At 53.6% G+C, this 12,273-nt stretch carries 11 protein-coding genes; 8 read left to right on the top strand and 3 right to left on the bottom strand.

Annotation, left to right across the window (positions count from 1 at the left end):
• Positions 1–18: 18 nt before the first annotated feature.
• Positions 19–1,041 carry a zinc-binding alcohol dehydrogenase family protein gene (locus KE671_RS02360; protein ID WP_206161547.1) on the bottom strand — a complete coding sequence of 341 codons (1,023 nt, stop codon included), beginning with the start codon at positions 1,039–1,041 and terminating at the stop codon, positions 19–21.
• 139 nt (positions 1,042–1,180) lie between these two features.
• Here KE671_RS02360 and KE671_RS02355 point away from each other — a divergent pair, with 139 nt between their 5' ends.
• The 5 genes from KE671_RS02355 to KE671_RS02335 all read left to right on the top strand — a co-directional run bounded on the left by KE671_RS02355 (position 1,181) and on the right by KE671_RS02335 (position 5,653).
• Positions 1,181–2,086 carry a GntR family transcriptional regulator gene (locus tag KE671_RS02355; protein WP_206161546.1) on the top strand — a complete coding sequence of 302 codons (906 nt, stop codon included), beginning with the start codon at positions 1,181–1,183 and terminating at the stop codon, positions 2,084–2,086.
• 172 nt (positions 2,087–2,258) lie between these two features.
• On the top strand, positions 2,259–3,230 hold the full coding sequence (locus KE671_RS02350; RefSeq protein WP_206161545.1) for a C4-dicarboxylate TRAP transporter substrate-binding protein: 972 nt from the start codon (positions 2,259–2,261) through the stop codon (positions 3,228–3,230).
• Between the two features lie 67 nt (positions 3,231–3,297).
• Entirely contained in the window at positions 3,298–3,771 is a 474-nt protein-coding gene (locus tag KE671_RS02345; RefSeq protein ID WP_206161544.1) for a TRAP transporter small permease, read from the top strand.
• The gene (locus tag KE671_RS02340) at positions 3,768–5,039 is read left to right on the top strand and encodes a TRAP transporter large permease (protein ID WP_206161543.1); all 1,272 of its coding nucleotides are present in this window, start codon (positions 3,768–3,770) and stop codon (positions 5,037–5,039) included. Before KE671_RS02345 ends, KE671_RS02340 begins: the two co-directional genes overlap by 4 nt.
• Before the next feature lie 98 nt (positions 5,040–5,137).
• Positions 5,138–5,653 carry a GNAT family N-acetyltransferase gene (locus KE671_RS02335; protein ID WP_206161542.1) on the top strand — a complete coding sequence of 172 codons (516 nt, stop codon included), beginning with the start codon at positions 5,138–5,140 and terminating at the stop codon, positions 5,651–5,653.
• Here KE671_RS02335 and tsr read toward each other — a convergent pair.
• A complete protein-coding gene (tsr, locus tag KE671_RS02330) occupies positions 5,650–7,314 on the bottom strand; it encodes a methyl-accepting chemotaxis protein (protein ID WP_206161541.1) in 1,665 nt (554 codons plus the stop codon). The genes KE671_RS02335 and tsr overlap by 4 nt on opposite strands.
• A 165-nt stretch (positions 7,315–7,479) precedes the next feature.
• Positions 7,480–8,487 (bottom strand): Ldh family oxidoreductase, encoded by a 1,008-nt coding sequence (locus tag KE671_RS02325; protein ID WP_206161540.1) that lies wholly within the window; start codon positions 8,485–8,487, stop codon positions 7,480–7,482.
• A 296-nt stretch (positions 8,488–8,783) separates the two neighbouring features.
• On the opposite strand from KE671_RS02325, the gene btsT reads away from it, so the two are divergent.
• The 3 genes from btsT to yjiA all read left to right on the top strand — a co-directional run bounded on the left by btsT (position 8,784) and on the right by yjiA (position 12,215).
• Entirely contained in the window at positions 8,784–10,934 is a 2,151-nt protein-coding gene (gene btsT / locus KE671_RS02320) for a carbon starvation CstA family protein (RefSeq protein ID WP_206161539.1), read from the top strand.
• A gap of 108 nt (positions 10,935–11,042) precedes the next feature.
• The gene (locus KE671_RS02315; RefSeq protein ID WP_024130742.1) at positions 11,043–11,246 is read left to right on the top strand and encodes a YbdD/YjiX family protein; all 204 of its coding nucleotides are present in this window, start codon (positions 11,043–11,045) and stop codon (positions 11,244–11,246) included.
• 12 nt (positions 11,247–11,258) lie between these two features.
• A complete protein-coding gene (gene yjiA, locus KE671_RS02310; RefSeq protein WP_206161538.1) occupies positions 11,259–12,215 on the top strand; it encodes a GTPase in 957 nt (318 codons plus the stop codon).
• Positions 12,216–12,273 lie beyond the last annotated feature (58 nt).

The raw sequence follows: 12,273 nt of genomic DNA, 5'->3' as shown, positions 1-12,273 counted from the left end.
GGCGCTGCATGGCAATCGTCAGAACGTTATCACCCCTTTGATCAACGTCCGGTTGTTAATCACATCGCGTTCGAAGACCTCCGCAAGCTGGCTGAACGGATAGCGATGCGTAAGCATCATTTCAGCGTTCAGTTTGCCTTCTGCCATCAGTCGTCCGACCTTCGCAAAATCCTCCGGCGTGGCGTTACGGCTACCCATCATGGTGGTCTCTTTCTTGTGAAATTCCGGGTCAGAGAACTGTAAATCGCCCTTAAATAACCCGACAAAGACAATGGTGCCGCCGTGACGAATAAGATTAACGCTATTGTTCATCGCGTGCTGGCTACCCGTCGCATCAAGCACTTTCAGCGCCAGTGAACCGCCAAATTGCGCGCGCAGTTGAACCTCAAAATCTGCCGCAGAGGGATCCACCACCGGCAGCCCAAGCCGGGACGCAACGTGTTCGCGACGCGCAGCACTGGTATCGGCGACAACCACCTGCGCCCCCTCCGCTTTGGCAATCGCCGCTGCGCCGATACCAATCGGTCCGGCCCCAACCACCAGCACCTGTTCACCCGGGGCGATCGCCGCCCGGCGCACCGCATGTGCGCTGATTGCGTAAGGCTCGATCAGTGCTGCCGCCTGAGGATCAATCCCCTCCGCCTGCAGCAGATTGGTTGCCGGCACGCTGAGATATTCGCTAAACCCTCCATCCTGATGCACGCCGATCACGGAGATCTTCTCGCAGCAGTTCGTACGTCCACCCAGACACGCAGGGCACTGCTGACAGGCGACATAAGGGATCACCGCCACCTGCTGACCTACTTTAAACTGCGTTACCTTCTCGCCGAGCGTCACAATATCCCCACATATTTCATGGCCTAACACGCGTGGATAACTAAAAAAAGGTTGATTACCACCCCAGGCATGAATATCGGTTCCGCAAATCCCGACAGATTTAATTTTAATTAGCGCTTCATGTTTATCCGGAACCGGAATCTCGCGTTTCTCATGAATTAATTTTTTGGGTTCCTGGCAAATCAACATATTCATTGTGGACATCGTTATACGCTCCTGTTTCTTTGATGCTTCAGATATTGATGAAAATAGAAATAGGCGCGTAACGAGAAAGCTAATTTGTGAAACCCTGCGCATTAAAATGTTTTAAATCGGGTTTTAATGCAGTCAAAAGGAGATCCCGATGAGCCGTTCGCAAAATTTACGTCACAATGTCATTAACCAGGTGATCGATGATATGGCGCGCGGTCATCTTCCTTCTCCGTTGCCGTCGCAAAGCGCACTAGCGGAGATGTACAACATCAGCCGTACCACCGTGCGCCACATGCTGAACCACCTCAGCGAGTGCGGCGTACTCACCCTTGTTGGCAACGAGTACGTCATTACCCGAATCCCCGAACATGATGATGGTTTTGCCTGCACCACCGCTTCTATAGCGGAGCAGAGCCGTATCTTCGAGCAGGCGTTTTATACGATGATTAACCAACGCCAGCTTCGCGCTGGCGAGACGTTTTCTGAACTTCAACTGGCCAGAGCGGCGGGCGTCAGCCCGGTGGTGGTACGAGAGTACCTCTTAAAATTTGGACGTTACGATCTTATCCAGAGCGAGAAGCGCGGCCAGTGGAGCATGAAACAGTTCGATCAGTCCTATGCCGAACAGCTTTTTGAGCTGCGAGAGATGCTGGAAACCCATGCTCTACAGCATTTTCTCAATCTGCCGGATGACGATCCGCGCTGGCTGCAAGCCAAAATGCTGCTGGAACGCCACCGCATGCTGCGCGACAGCGTCGGCAGCAACTTCCGGATGTTCTCCTTGCTGGACCGTGATTTTCACGCGCTACTGCTTTCCGCCGCCGATAATATATTTTTCAATCAATCACTTGAGATTATCTCGGTGATCTTCCATTTCCATTACCAGTGGGATGAGCGCGATCTTAAACAACGTAATATCATCGCCATTGATGAGCACATGACTATCCTCAGCGCACTGATTTGCCGCAGCGATCTCGATGCGCTTCTTGCTCTGCGTAACCACCTGAATACGGCGAAGCAATCGATGATTCGCTCTATTCGACAAGAAAATGCGTAAAATTAAAAACACATTAAAAACAACAAACCTTTAGCAAGAGCACGATTTCATACAACACCTACAGCACCATAATGACTTTCTGCTTACTTTCTGATTAGGCAGGATTCACGCTGAATTATTCCGCCAGTACAAATGTTGGTTTTATTCGTTGACCCCTGGGAGCAAGTAGAAAATGAACAAGATAATAGCCGTGCTGATTACTGTTTGTACTTTTTTTCTGCCATTCACCATTCAGGCGAAACCACTTTCAATTAAAGTTGCATATGAGAATAATCCAGGCGAGCCATTAGATGTGGTGATGCGCTACTGGGCTGACATTCTGAACAAAAAAAGTAATGGAGAAATAACGCTGGTTCTCTATCCCAGCTCACAGCTAGGGTCAAAACAAGATGTGACTGAACAAGCCATGATGGGAATGAACGTCATCACGCTCACCGACGTGGCTTTCCTTGCCGATTATGAACCTGATTTAGGTATTTTGTTTGGGCCTTATCTGACTGACGATCCACAGAAACTTTTCAAAATTTATGAGAGCGACTGGTTCCGTCAAAAAAATGAAGACCTGAAGAAAAAAGGGATTCATGTGGTGATGAACAATTATCTGTACGGCACCCGTCAGATTATTTCCAAAAAACCGATTCGCAAGGTGGAAGATCTTGCAGGGATGAAAATCCGCGTACCAAATAACGTCATGCAAATTAAAGCTATCCAGGCAATGGGCGCCACGCCAACCCCTATGCCGCTAGGTGAAGTTTACCCTGCACTGACTCAGGGCGTTATTGATGGCGTCGAAAACCCGATTTCCGTTCTGCAAGGGCAAAAACTGTTTGAGCAGGCGAAATATCTGTCGATGGTCAATTACCTGACCAACACCTCGGTATGGATTGGCGGCGAAGCCTTTTTCAGTACGCTTTCTCCCGAACAACTGGAATTGATTCACTCGACGGGTTATGAAGCAGGGCTCTACAGCCAGAAATTAACCATTGAACGCGACGCCGAAATGCTGAAGAGCATGGAGGCGGAAGGCGTCGAAGTGATTTACCCGGATACTGAAGCATTCCGCCAGAAAGCTCGCGACGTTTACACGCAATTCCCGGAGTGGACGCCGGGTTTGTATGAAACCATTCAACAGCAACTGCAATAAATACCGGCACAGATCGCCCGAGACCTTTTTTCTTTCAAGGCCTGGGCGACTTTCTGAAGGAGGATTAATGCGTTTCTTTGGCAAGCTTGTAGAACTGAGCGCAGCACTGGCACTGTTTATCCTGGTGATAATGACAATTGCCGCTGTATTCATGCGCTATTTTGTCGGACAGCCTATTCAATGGACCGAGGAAATGTCCGGACTGCTGATGATTTGGGTGGTGATGTTGGGCGGCGTAGTCGCTGAGCGCGACCGGGCGCATCTGACTATTCCTTTTGTCGTTGACTTGCTCCCGCATAAAATCAAACGCGTTATTGCCTCGCTGGTTGCTCTGCTGTCCATTGGATTGCTGGTTTATATGGCCTGGCTGGGTTATCGACTGGCGGAAATGGCGCAGTTTAAGGTCACACAAATATTAAAAGTGTCCTGGTTCTGGATTGATGTTGCTGTTCCGGTCGGTACCCTGGCAACGGCAGTTTATACGCTCTACTGGTTAATTAACGACGTTAAACAGGCCGATGTCGGTGAGGAAAAACAATGAGCTGGTTATTAATTATTCCACTAATGATCGTGTGCTTATTCCTGAATATTCGTGTGTATCTGGCAATGTTTATCGGCATTATTGCCTATTTCCTCTTCTTTTCCACGGTTCCGATTGAAATTGCTGTTCAGCGGTTGATTGCCCCCACCCAAAGCCCATCCCTGCTGGCAATACCCTTCTTTATCTTGTTGGGGACGCTGATGAGTTATACCGGTATTGCAGAACGTATCCTGCAGGTGGCGAATATTCTGGTCGGTAAAATGCGGGGCGGACTCGGGGTCGCCAATATTCTGGTCAGTACCATGATGGGGGGAGTCAGCGCCTCAAACCTGGCCGATGCCGCAATGCTGTCGCGCATGATGGTTCCTGAGATGGAGCGTAAAGGCTATAACCGCGCCTTTGCGGCGGCGATTACCGCCGGGGGATCGCTTGTCACCCCGATAATCCCCCCGGGAATTGCCCTGATTATCTATGGTCTGGTGGCAGACGTTTCCATCGGAAAAATGTTCATGGCCGGCCTGATTCCGGGTCTGCTCTGTGCGGTGTTGTTAATGTTTACGGTTTATCTGGTTGCCCGTAAAACGAACGCTAAGCCCTCACGCGACACCTGGCCTACCGGTAAGGAAGCGCTCTTCTCGCTTGGGCAGGCATGGCCCGCCCTGTTTTTGATTTTTGCCGTCGTAGGGGGGATTCGCGCCAACATCTTCACCCCAACAGAAGCCGGTGCGGCAGCGGTACTCATCGTGTTGATTATCGGTTTCTTCATTTATCGTCAAATGACTCTCGGTCATGTCGTGAAAGCGCTGGGAGAAACGGCACGGGCAACGGCATCGGTCATGTTAGTCATCATGGCAAGTGCCGCGCTCGGTTGGATCTTTTCAATGGAACATGCCGGCGTCGCGGTGGCGAACTTTGTCACGACGCTGACAGAAAACAAATACATGTTCCTGTTAATTATCAATATTCTTTTGCTAACGCTGGGGATGTTTCTTGAAGGGAATGCCATTCTGCTGATTCTGGTTCCCTTGCTTAAACCTGTCGTGGCGCATTTTGGTATCGACCCGGTACATTTCGGTATCATCATGATTTTCAACCTTTCTATTGGCGCCTTCACGCCGCCGGTTGGCACCGTCATGTTATTGGTCTGCAATATTACACAGGTTTCCGTCGGACAGTTTTTCCGCCAGTCTCTACCGTTGCTGGGTACCTTGTTACTCATGCTGTTGCTGGTGACCTACATACCGGCCATTTCGTTATTGCTCGTCTAAGCCGTTAGCACTGAAACGTCCCCGCTCCCGGGGACTTTCCCCTGTAACCGGGTACCGCGTTATACTGCCCTCATTGTCACCTCATTTCCGGTATCGTTATGCACATTACAGTTCGCCCCACCACACCGGCAGACGCTGCCGCCCTGCCCACCATTGAGCGCTCAGCAGGACAGCGTTTTTTAGCGGTGCCAGCACTGGCGTGGATCGCGGACGATCACATTGTCAGCGCGGAACTGCACCGGGAATATGCCGCTAAGGGAATGAGTTGGCTGGCGCTGGTTGACGATCGGCCCGTTGGATTTATGCTGGGCGAAGCGATGGGGTCATCTCTGTATATTGCCGAATTTTCGCTGCATCTGGCGTGGCAGGGTAAAGGCATTGGCCGCCAGTTAATCAACACCGTCGCGCAGTGGGCGCGTGAGCAGGGTTTTACCTCCCTGACGCTTACCACTTTTCGCCATGTCGCCTGGAACGCGCCGCTGTATCAACATCTGGGATTTGAAATACTGGAAGATGACGCACTGCCGGCTGCATTACGCCAGAAGCGAGAGGAAGAAACGGCGCATGGCATCCCGTTTGAATCGCGTTGTGCCATGCGCCTGATGCTTAATTAAAACGTTTCCCAGTTATCCCCGGTTTCCGCTACAGCGGCTTTACGCGGTTGAACCGTTGCGGAAACGGATTTCACGCTGACGGCGTCACGCGCACGCTGCTGTTCTTGTTGGATGCGGAACACGGCTACGGCCTGCGTCAGACGGCTGGCCTGCTCTTCCAGCGCAGCTGCGGCAGCGGCTGATTCTTCCACCAGCGAGGCGTTCTGCTGAGTCACACGATCCATTTCCGCCACGGCCAGACCCACCTGGTCAATCCCACGGCTTTGCTCATCGGAAGCCGACGCGATTTCGCCCATGATGTCGGTCACGCGAGTCACCGCATTCACGATCTCATCCATGGTTTCACCGGCGCTTTCAACCAGCGTAGAACCGACGTCAACACGGCTCACGGAGTCTTCAATCAGGCTCTTGATCTCGCGCGCGGCCTGCGCACTGCGCTGCGCGAGGTTACGCACTTCACCGGCAACCACCGCAAAACCGCGACCCTGTTCGCCTGCACGCGCCGCTTCTACCGCCGCGTTTAGCGCAAGAATGTTAGTCTGGAAGGCAATACCGTCGATCACACTGATAATGTCAGCAATTTTCTGCGAACTGGAGGCGATATCGCGCATGGTTTGCACAACGTTATCCACCACTTTCCCGCCTTTCTGCGCCGTTTCGGACGCGCTCAGCGCCAGATGGCTGGCCTGACGGGCGTTTTCGGCGTTCTGCTTAACGGTAGCGGTCAGCTCTTCCATGCTCGCCGCCGTCTCTTCCAGAGAGGCCGCCTGCTGCTCGGTTCGCGAAGAGAGATCGTTGTTACCCATCGCGATTTCGCTGGCGCCGCTGTAAATGGCGTTCGCGCCGTTACGCACGTCGCCCACGGTACGCACCAACTCACCCTGCATGTGGCGCAGGCTTTCCGCCAGTTGGCCCATTTCATTGGTGCCTTCCACATCAATCCGCTTCACCAGATCGCCGCTGGCAATGTGACGAATGCTCGCGATCAGGCGGTTCATTGGCGCGATCAGCGACAGCTTGATGCCAAACCAGACGGCAATAATGACCACCAGCACCGCCAACAACACGCTGCCCAGAACCCACATCGCCTGGCTGTAAGAGCTGTTGTTGTCTGCTACCGCCAGGTCATACAGACGGTCATTCTGTTGCAGATAGTTCACATACTGCTTCTCAAAACCATCCTGATAACCTTGAGTGGGCTGATCGAAAAAGTCGTTGATCTTCCCGGCCCCCAGCAACTGGATCAGTTCGGCCAGCGCGTTGTGATAGATATCGTAATTGCGTTTAATTTCCGCCGATGCCGCTTCGCTTTGACGCGGGTCGCGCGGCAGCGCTTCGTAATCCGCCCAGTTTTTTTCCGCCTGTTTCAACGAGGCGCTGGCAATCTGCATCAGATCCGCAACGGTCGCGCCGCTACCGATATTGTTCTGATCCATCATGTAGCGGATACCCGCACGGTTCAGGGTGTTACGCGTTTGCAGTAGCGCCACCCAACTGCCATTCAACGTGGACTGCTGCTGGCGAATGGTTTGCAGAACGGTGAAGTTCTCTTTGTCATTTTTCAATGCATTAAAGAACAATCCGCCTGATGTGAGTTGTAAAAGGCCAAATAAAACCAGAACCAACAAGAGGCTGGTTACAATCTTGATACGTTTTAACATGTTTTCTCTTTCCGCTAGACAGATACTCTGGTTGTCGGCCCGGAATGAGAAAACTTTATGAGATCGCGAGGGGTATCACAGGAAATTTGTTCAATTAACTGGCAAAAAATGCGATTACCCTCTACCCGAACGGGAATCAGGCGAGAATGACTCGCCCATTCTGCCTTATCTCAGCGCGGAAATATCCTCAAACAGGGAGCGGGTAATCGTTAGCCCTTCCTGTAGCGATTTCTCACGCGAACTGAAGCGTCTTTCTCCCGGCAAGCGTGCGCCCTGCTCTTGCATTGCGGCAAACAGGATTTCCGCGCGCTCCAGATGATGATGCGCCTCATCCCCGAGGAACCGGAACGGATCAAGCGCCAGAATCAGCTCGCCGCCGTACGGCAGACCTCCCGCCCCCTCATCCCAGGCCAGCGATTCCGCACTGGTCATATCGCCGATGAGCGGACCGGCCAGTAGTTCAACCATTGCCGCAAACGCCGAGCCTTTATGGCCGCCGAAAGTCAGCATCGCGCCGTTTAATACCGCCTGCGGGTCGGTTGAGGGTTGTCCTTCGCTGTCGATACCCCACCCTTCCGGGATCGCTTTTCCGGCCCGCTGATGCAACTGGATCTCGCCGCGTGCCGCCGCGCTGGTCGCCATATCAAAAATGTAAGGCGGTTTGCCTTTGCGCGGCCAGCCAAACGCTATCGGGTTCGTACCAAACAGCGGACGCGTACCACCTGCTGGTGCGACCCAGGCGTGACTTGGCGTACAGGCGTAGCCCACCAGTCCGGCGCCCGTCAGGGGTTCAATGTCCGCAAACAACGCAGAAAAATGAACGCAGCGGTTGATCGCCAACGCCGCGATTCCGCATGCGCTGGCTTTACTCATGAGCAACGGCAGCGCCTGTTCATAGGCCACCAGTGAGAACGCGCCGCCAGCATCCGCTTTGACGATAGCGGGCGCCTGATCGAAAATCTGCGGACGGGCATCAGCGGAGACTTTTCCTTTACGCAGGGTCTCGACGATCCCCAGCAAGCGCCATAACCCGTGAGATGCGCAGCCATCACGCTCGCCCGCCGTCACATTGCGTGCAATCGCATCCGCATGTTCCGCGCTAAAGCCGTTGCTGTTCAGCACCTCACGCGCCAGCATGTAAGCCTCAGATAAAGTGAGGTTTACTGTTTCCATGTTGTTCTCCTTATGATGTTGTCGGCAATAAGCGTAGTCGGTATTCGCCATTCGTTGGCGGATTTTTCTTTGTGATCTCAGTCACATAATATTCGCCGCTCGGCGATCCTCTTTACCGCTTACTGACACTTCTGACCGCTTAACTCACCATTTGACCGCTCACTTATTTACCTTACTTTACGCGCGCGACTCTCTGGCAAGATCGTCACCAACATAGCAGTCAAATTACCTCTTCAAACGCAACCCAAACCAAACGGCTTCGGCCAATTATTCATCTTATAAAACCAGGTTTTACTATGGATACGAAAAAGATATTCAAGCACATACCCTGGGTGATCCTCGGGATCATCGGGGCATTCTGCCTCTCGGTTGTCGCCTTACGCCGGGGTGAACACGTCAGCGCCCTGTGGATCGTGGTCGCTTCCGTGTCGGTATATCTGGTGGCTTACCGCTACTACAGCCTGTACATCGCCCAGAAGGTGATGAAGCTCGACCCTACCCGTTCTACTCCTGCGGTCATCAATAACGATGGCCTGAACTACGTTCCAACCAACCGCTACGTGCTGTTCGGGCACCACTTTGCCGCAATTGCTGGCGCAGGTCCGCTGGTCGGTCCGGTTCTGGCAGCGCAGATGGGATACCTGCCTGGTACCCTGTGGCTGCTGGCGGGCGTGGTACTGGCGGGTGCGGTCCAGGACTTCATGGTGCTGTTTATCTCTTCTCGCCGTAACGGCGCGTCGCTTGGCGAGATGATTAAAGAAGAGATGGGCTCCGTGCCGGGGACCATTGCCCTGTTTGGCTGCTTCTTAATTATGATCATCATCCTCGCGGTACTGGCGCTGATCGTCGTAAAAGCGCTGGCCGAAAGCCCGTGGGGGGTCTTCACCGTTTGCTCCACCGTACCTATCGCGCTGTTTATGGGTATCTATATGCGCTTCCTGCGTCCGGGGCGTGTGGGTGAAGTGTCGGTGATTGGTATTGTTCTGCTGGTTGCGTCTATTTATTTCGGCGGCGTGATTGCTCACGACCCGTACTGGGGCCCGGCGCTGACCTTTAAAGACACCACCATTACCTTTGCGCTGATCGGCTATGCGTTCATTTCTGCACTGCTGCCGGTATGGCTGATCCTCGCACCGCGCGACTATCTGGCCACCTTCCTGAAAATCGGCGTGATCGTCGGCCTGGCGCTGGGTATCGTTGTCCTGAACCCAGAGCTGAAAATGCCGGCCATGACCCAGTATATCGACGGTACCGGTCCGCTGTGGAAAGGCGCACTGTTCCCGTTCCTGTTCATTACCATCGCCTGTGGTGCGGTCTCTGGCTTCCACGCGCTGATCTCTTCCGGTACCACGCCGAAACTGTTGGCCTGTGAAACAGACGCCCGCTTCATCGGTTACGGCGCGATGCTGATGGAATCCTTCGTGGCGATTATGGCGCTGGTTGCGGCGTCCATTATCGAACCGGGTCTCTACTTTGCGATGAACACCCCACCGGCAGGCCTGGGCATTACGATGCCGAACCTGCATGAAATGGGGGGTGAGAACGCGCCGCTGATTATGGCACAGCTGAAAGACGTGACCGCGCATGCGGCGGCAACCGTCAGTTCCTGGGGCTTCGTGATTTCGCCAGAGCAGATCCTGCAAACGGCGAAAGACATCGGCGAACCGTCCGTTCTGAACCGTGCCGGTGGCGCACCGACGCTGGCGGTAGGTATTGCGCACGTGTTCCACAAAGTGCTGCCGATGGCTGACATGGGCTTCTGGTACCACTTCGGTATTCTGTTTGAGGCACTGTTCATCCTGACCGCGCTGGATGCCGGTACCCGTTCTGGTCGCTTTATGCTGCAGGACCTGCTGGGCAACTTCGTGCCGTTCCTGAAGAAAACCGACTCTCTGGTGGCGGGTATCATCGGTACGGCGGGTTGCGTAGGCCTGTGGGGCTACCTGTTGTATCAGGGCGTGGTCGATCCGCTGGGCGGCGTTAAGAGCCTGTGGCCGCTGTTCGGTATCTCTAACCAGATGCTGGCAGCTGTGGCGCTGGTTCTGGGCACCGTGGTACTGATTAAAATGCAGCGCACCAAATACATCTGGGTGACCGTTATCCCGGCAGTATGGCTGCTGATCTGCACCACCTGGGCGCTGGGTCTGAAACTGTTCAGCTCCAACCCACAGATGGAAGGCTTCTTCTACATGGCTAACCAGTACAAAGAGAAGATTGCCAACGGCGGCGAGCTTACCGCACAGCAGATTGCCAACATGAACCACATCGTTGTGAACAACTACACGAACGCCGGGCTGAGTATTCTGTTCCTGGTGGTGGTGTACAGCATCATCTTCTACGGTTTCAAAACCTGGATGAATGTGCGCAACGTGGACAAACGTACTGATAAAGAAACACCGTACGTTCCGGTTCCAGAAGGCGGTATTAAAACCTCTTCACATCACTAACCGATGTGCCGGGTAGCGCTTCGCTTACCCGGCCTACAGAATGCTGTAAGCGTAGGCCGGATAAGGCGAAAATCGCCATCCGGCTTTAATCATTCACGAGGCGGCACAATGTTTGGTAACTTAGGTCAGGCAAAAAAATATCTCGGCCAGGCGGCAAAGATGTTGATTGGTATTCCAGACTACGACAACTACGTCGAGCATATGCAAACCAACCATCCTGACAAGCCGTACATGAGCTATGAGGAATTCTTCCGCGAGCGCCAGCAGGCGCGCTACGGCGGCGATGGTAAAGGCGGCATGCGCTGCTGTTAGAAGGAGAAGTGAATGACCCCGATTGCAGTCACCCTACTCACCGGTTTTCTTGGCGCGGGTAAAACCACCCTGCTGCGCCACATCCTCAATGAAGAACACGGTTACAAGATTGCCGTTATCGAAAACGAATTCGGCGAAGTATCCGTTGACGATCAGCTGATTGGCGATCGCGCCACGCAGATCAAAACCCTGACCAACGGCTGCATCTGCTGTACCCGTTCCAACGAGCTGGAAGACGCGCTGTTAGACCTGCTCGATAACCTCGATAAAGGCACCATCAATTTTGATCGTCTGGTGATTGAGTGCACCGGCATGGCCGACCCCGGTCCAATTATTCAGACCTTTTTCTCCCACGAGATTATTTGTCAGCGTTATCTGCTGGACGGCGTGATTGCGCTGGTCGATGCGGTTCATGCCGACGAGCAGATGAACCAGTTCACCATTGCGCAGTCGCAGGTCGGCTATGCCGATCGCATTCTGCTGACTAAAACCGACGTCGCTGGCGAAAGTGAAAAGCTGCGCGAACGTCTGGCGCGCATCAACGCCCGCGCCCCGGTGTATACCGTTACGCACGGCGATATCGATCTTTCTCTGCTATTCGACACCAACGGTTTTATGCTGGAAGAGAACGTCGTCAGCACCAAACCGCGCTTCCACTTTATCGCCGACAAGCAGAACGATATCTCTTCCATTGTGGTGGAACTGGATTACCCGGTGGATATTGGCGATGTCTCCCGCGTGATGGAAACCCTGCTGCTGGAGTCGGCGGAAAAACTGCTGCGTTACAAAGGAATGCTGTGGATTGAAGGCGAACCGAATCGTCTGCTATTCCAGGGTGTGCAACGTCTGTACAGCGCCGACTGGGACCGACCGTGGGGCGACGAGCAACCGCACAGCACGCTGGTGTTTATCGGCATTCAACTCCCTGAAGACGACATCAGAGCCGCCTTTGCGGGGCTGAAGAAATAACGTTCTTGCCCGATGGCGCAAGCTTATCGGGCGCCCTACCCCGTAGGCCGGATAAGGC

The organism is Citrobacter amalonaticus (assembly GCF_018252635.1).
GTDB classification, from domain to species: Bacteria; Pseudomonadota; Gammaproteobacteria; order Enterobacterales; family Enterobacteriaceae; genus Citrobacter_A; species Citrobacter_A amalonaticus_E.
Note: the sequence above shows the minus strand (reverse complement) of the source record. Positions and strands in the feature narration are given on the sequence as shown.

Excerpts from the sequence above, each read along its gene's own strand:
- KE671_RS02345 (WP_206161544.1), top strand. The coding sequence starts at position 3,298 with ATGCGTTTCTTTGGCAAGCTTGTAGAACTGAGCGCAGCACTGGCACTG.
- KE671_RS02360 (WP_206161547.1), bottom strand. The coding sequence starts at position 1,041 with ATGTCCACAATGAATATGTTGATTTGCCAGGAACCCAAAAAATTAATT.
- KE671_RS02335 (WP_206161542.1), top strand. The coding sequence starts at position 5,138 with ATGCACATTACAGTTCGCCCCACCACACCGGCAGACGCTGCCGCCCTG.
- KE671_RS02340 (WP_206161543.1), top strand. The coding sequence starts at position 3,768 with ATGAGCTGGTTATTAATTATTCCACTAATGATCGTGTGCTTATTCCTG.
- yjiA (WP_206161538.1), top strand. The coding sequence starts at position 11,259 with ATGACCCCGATTGCAGTCACCCTACTCACCGGTTTTCTTGGCGCGGGT.
- tsr (WP_206161541.1), bottom strand. The coding sequence starts at position 7,314 with ATGTTAAAACGTATCAAGATTGTAACCAGCCTCTTGTTGGTTCTGGTT.
- btsT (WP_206161539.1), top strand. The coding sequence starts at position 8,784 with ATGGATACGAAAAAGATATTCAAGCACATACCCTGGGTGATCCTCGGG.
- KE671_RS02355 (WP_206161546.1), top strand. The coding sequence starts at position 1,181 with ATGAGCCGTTCGCAAAATTTACGTCACAATGTCATTAACCAGGTGATC.
- KE671_RS02350 (WP_206161545.1), top strand. The coding sequence starts at position 2,259 with ATGAACAAGATAATAGCCGTGCTGATTACTGTTTGTACTTTTTTTCTG.
- KE671_RS02315 (WP_024130742.1), top strand. The coding sequence starts at position 11,043 with ATGTTTGGTAACTTAGGTCAGGCAAAAAAATATCTCGGCCAGGCGGCA.
- KE671_RS02325 (WP_206161540.1), bottom strand. The coding sequence starts at position 8,487 with ATGGAAACAGTAAACCTCACTTTATCTGAGGCTTACATGCTGGCGCGT.